Annotated in this window: 1 protein-coding gene; it reads left to right on the top strand. The window is 65.0% G+C overall.

Going from position 1 to position 3,993, the window contains the following annotated elements; all coding sequences use genetic code 11:
* Window positions 1-346: 346 nt before the first annotated feature.
* Entirely contained in the window at window positions 347-3,946 is a 3,600-nt protein-coding gene (gene smc, locus A9Q02_RS17935) for a chromosome segregation protein SMC (RefSeq protein WP_097654455.1), read from the top strand.
* Window positions 3,947-3,993: the final 47 nt, after the last annotated feature.

The following is a 3,993-nucleotide window of genomic DNA, read 5'->3' as shown; positions in this document are numbered from 1 at the left end:
GTGCTCTTGGTGCGGGCCCTGAACCACCAGTCCATCCCCATGCCGCAACGCTTGTCCCCCGAACCCTGGCCAACGACACCGCCATACCATCCCGAAAGAAACGAACGTCATGACGCTCCCTCGGCCCGTGAATAAAAAAACCTACCCCCAAAAGGCCCCCCTCGCGGGTGCCCCTCGCGGGTGCCCCCCTTGCGGGTGCCCCTTGCGGGCCCCCCTCGCGGGTGCCCCCCTCGCGGGTGCCCTGGCGGGTGCCCCTGGCCGGGTGCATACAGGGAAGATGCAATCGTCCTGATCGCTGCTGCGCCCCTACTTGACGCGCGTTGCAACCCCTCATACAATAACGCCCATGCATCTGAAACGCCTTGAGATCCAGGGGTTCAAGACCTTTGCCTCACGCACGATTCTTGAGTTTCGTGCGGGCATTACGGCAGTCGTTGGCCCGAATGGAAGTGGGAAATCAAATCTTGCTGATGCGGTGCGCTGGGTGCTCGGTGAGCAGAGCCTGACGAACCTTCGCTGCAAACGCTCGGAAGAGTTGCTCTATGCCGGCGGCGGGCGGCGTGCCCCCGCCGGTTTTGCCGAGGTGAGCCTCACTGTTGATAATAGCGACCGGCTGCTGCCCGTTGAGTTTGATGAGGTGACGCTGACCCGCCGCACCACCCGCGCCGGCGAGAGTGAGTATCTGCTCAATCGTACCAGGGTGCGCCTCCGCGATCTGCTCGAAGTGACCGCCCCCCTCGGTGGCTCCTATACCATTATTAACCAGGGTCTCGTTGATGCGGCGCTCACCCTGCGCCCCGAAGAACGGCGCAAGCTCTTTGAGGACGCCGCTGACCTCGGTGGCTTCGAGTTGCGCAAGGCCGAGGCGCTTCGCCGCCTCCGCGAGACCGAAGGCAATCTGCAGCGCCTTGGCGATCTGCTCGCTGAACTCGAGCCGCGCCTCCGTGTGCTCAAACGCCAGGCCGCCCAGGCCCGCCAGTACCACGAGTATGCCGCTGAACTCGCGCTATTGCAGCAACAATATTATGTCGAGCTATGGGGCGCGGCATTGCGCATGACCGCGCAGACCCGCGCCGATCTGCAGGTGGCTGAGACCCACCTCACCGAGGCGCGCACAGGCCAGGCCGGCGTTACGGCCGAGTTGCAGGCGTTGCGCAGTAGCCTGCGTACCCGCCGCGACGAGCTTGGCGCGTTGCACCAGCAGAGCAGCTTGCTCCACCGGCAGGCCGAAACCGTGCAACGCGATCTGGCTGTGGGCAACGAGCGCGTTGCCGCACTGGCTCGGCGTACCGAGGATCTCGAGCGCCAGCGCCATGAACTGGCCCTGCGGCAGGCGCAGGCCGAACAACAACACGCCGAGGCAATCGCCGAAACGCGACAGACCGAGGCTGAACTCGCTGAACGCGAACAGGCCCTGCGCGAGGTCGAAACTGAACTCGCTGGGCGCGCCGATGAGGTGCAGGCCCTGGTTCGCGCTCTGCGTGAGGCCGAAGAGGCGGCCCTGCGCACGACGCGGGCTGCCGCCGAAGCCCATGCCCGCCTCGAACAAATCAATGCCCAAACCCAGCGCCTCGCCCGCGAAACCTCTGAACTAGAAGCCTCCATCGCCCAAGCCGAAGCGCATGTGGCAAGCAGCACGGAACAGGTTGCGGACGCCCGCGCACAGGTAAGCTATGCCGAAACCGCCCGCCACGAGGCGGCGACGGCGGAACAAGCCCTGCGCCACGACATCGAAACGCTGCGCCAGCACTATGCGCAGGCCGACGAGCAGCGCGTCACCGCCCGCCGTGCGCTCGCTGATGTCGAAGCCCGCTTTGAGTCGCTCAGTCGGCTCGCCCGGAGCTATACCGGCACCTTTGCGGGCGTGCGCGCCGCGATGCAGTGGGCTGAACGCACGCAACGCCAGGGCTTTGCGCTTGTCCAGAGCCTGATCCGTACGCCTGCCGAGCTTGAAACAGCGCTTGAGGTCGCGCTCGGTTCGCGCTTGCAAAATATTGTCGTTGAGCAGTGGAGCGACGCCGAAGCTGCGATTGCTGAGCTCAAGCAGCGCGATGTCGGACGAGCAACGTTTATGCCGCTCGATACGCTGCGCGTCAATGAATCCGATCAGCGCCCGCTGACGTTCGACGACGAGGCTGTGCTTGGCGTTGCCGCCGACCTGGTCGCGTATGATGCGCCCTACCGCCCCGTGGTTGAACAGTTGCTCGGGCGCGTGCTCATCGTGCGCGACCTCTCCACGGCACGCCGCGAACTCCGCCGCCTGCGCACCGGCTGGAACATCGTCACGCTCCAGGGCGAACAGGTCAACAGCGGCGGCTCACTGACCGGTGGCGCTCGTACCAAAGAGAGTGGTGCGTTGCGCCGCGAACGCGAACTGCGCGAGTTGCCCGCTCAGGTCGCCGCCGCCCGCCAGAACGTCGAAGCCGCCGACACACTTCGCGTCCAGCTCGACACGCAACTCAAGACGCTCAACGGTCAACTCCGCGAAGTGGAAGGGCGCACCCGCGAGAGCCAGCGCCTGCTGGAAACCGCCCGCAGCGGGGTTGCCGCCGCCGAACGTCGCCTCGCCCAGGCCGAACAGGAACGCACTTGGGCTGCGCAGCGCCGCGAGCGCCTTGACAGTGAGCACCAGAGCCTCGATATGCAGCAGCACGAGGTACGGCTGCGTCTGGGGGAAGTGGAGAACACCGCCCATGCGACCGAGGTTACGCTCGCCGAACTACGCACGCGCCAGGCGCACGAGGCGAGCAACGACCGACTCGTTCAGGAGCGCCTCGCAGGCTTGCGCACCGAAGTTGCCACCACCCGGCAACGCCTGCGCGCCGCCGAGCAGTTGCGCAACAACCACGCCCAGAGCCTCGCCCTCGTCCAGCGCCAGACCAGCGAGCTTGACCAGGCCGCCCTGAGCCTACGCGATGAACGCGATGCGCTGGCCGCGCAACACGAACGCCACGAGGCGCTGCATACCGCCCTGCTCACCGAGATTGACCAGTTGCGCCAGCGCATTGACCCCGCCGAAGCCGCGTTGCACAACGATGAAGCTAACGTACGTCAGCTTGAAGCACACGAAGAAGCGGCCACCGCGCATCTGCTTGCGATGGAAGCCGCGCAGAGCAAAGCCGCCCTTGATGCGCAACGCGCCGCTGATCGCCAAGAAGCGCTCTTTGAACGCGCTGCCGCCGATGGAGTCAACCTGGAACACGTTGCCACCAGTGACGCGCAAGCAGGGCCCGCCATTGACGCAACGCACCTCCAGGCCTCCATCGAAGCCCTGAAAACAAAGATCCTGCGGCTCGGTGCGGTCAACCAGTTAGCGCTGGAAGAGTACGAAACAACCGCCGAGCGCCAGCGTTTCCTCGCAACGCAGCTCGCCGATCTCCGTGCCGCCGGTGCAACGCTGCTCGAGCTGATCGGCGAACTCGACGAGGCAATGAATCATCGCTTCACCACGACCTTTCACGCGATTGCTGCCGAGTTTGAACAGAGCTTCACGCGCCTCTTTGGCGGCGGATCGGCGCGCCTGATCCTGACCAGCACGGCACGCCAGAACGGGCAGGCGAGCAACGGCACCGAGCCCGAAACAGTTGATACCCGCAGCCTCGGCGTCGAAATCATCGCCCGCCCACCAGGCAAAAAACAACAAAACATCGCGCTGCTCTCAGGCGGCGAACGGTCGCTCACCGCGACCGCGCTGCTCTTCGCCATCCTCACCGTCCATCCAACGCCCTTCTGCATTCTCGACGAAACCGATGCCGCCCTCGACGAAGCCAACGTCGGGCGCTTCCGGGAAGCCTTGCAACACCTCACCAACCAGACCCAGTTTATCCTGATCACCCACAACCGCGGCACCATCGAAGCCGCCGACACCCTCTACGGCGTCACGATGGGCGACGACGGTGCCTCCAAAATGATGTCGCTGCGCATCGAACAATACATCGAAGGGTAGGTCTTGGTGGGCTCAAAAAAAGCCAGCGACGCTGAGATCGGAAGAGC

It is taken from the genome of Candidatus Chloroploca asiatica (genome assembly GCF_002532075.1).
In the GTDB taxonomy this organism is placed as follows: Bacteria; Chloroflexota; Chloroflexia; order Chloroflexales; family Chloroflexaceae; genus Chloroploca; species Chloroploca asiatica.
Note: the sequence above shows the minus strand (reverse complement) of the source record. Positions and strands in the feature narration are given on the sequence as shown.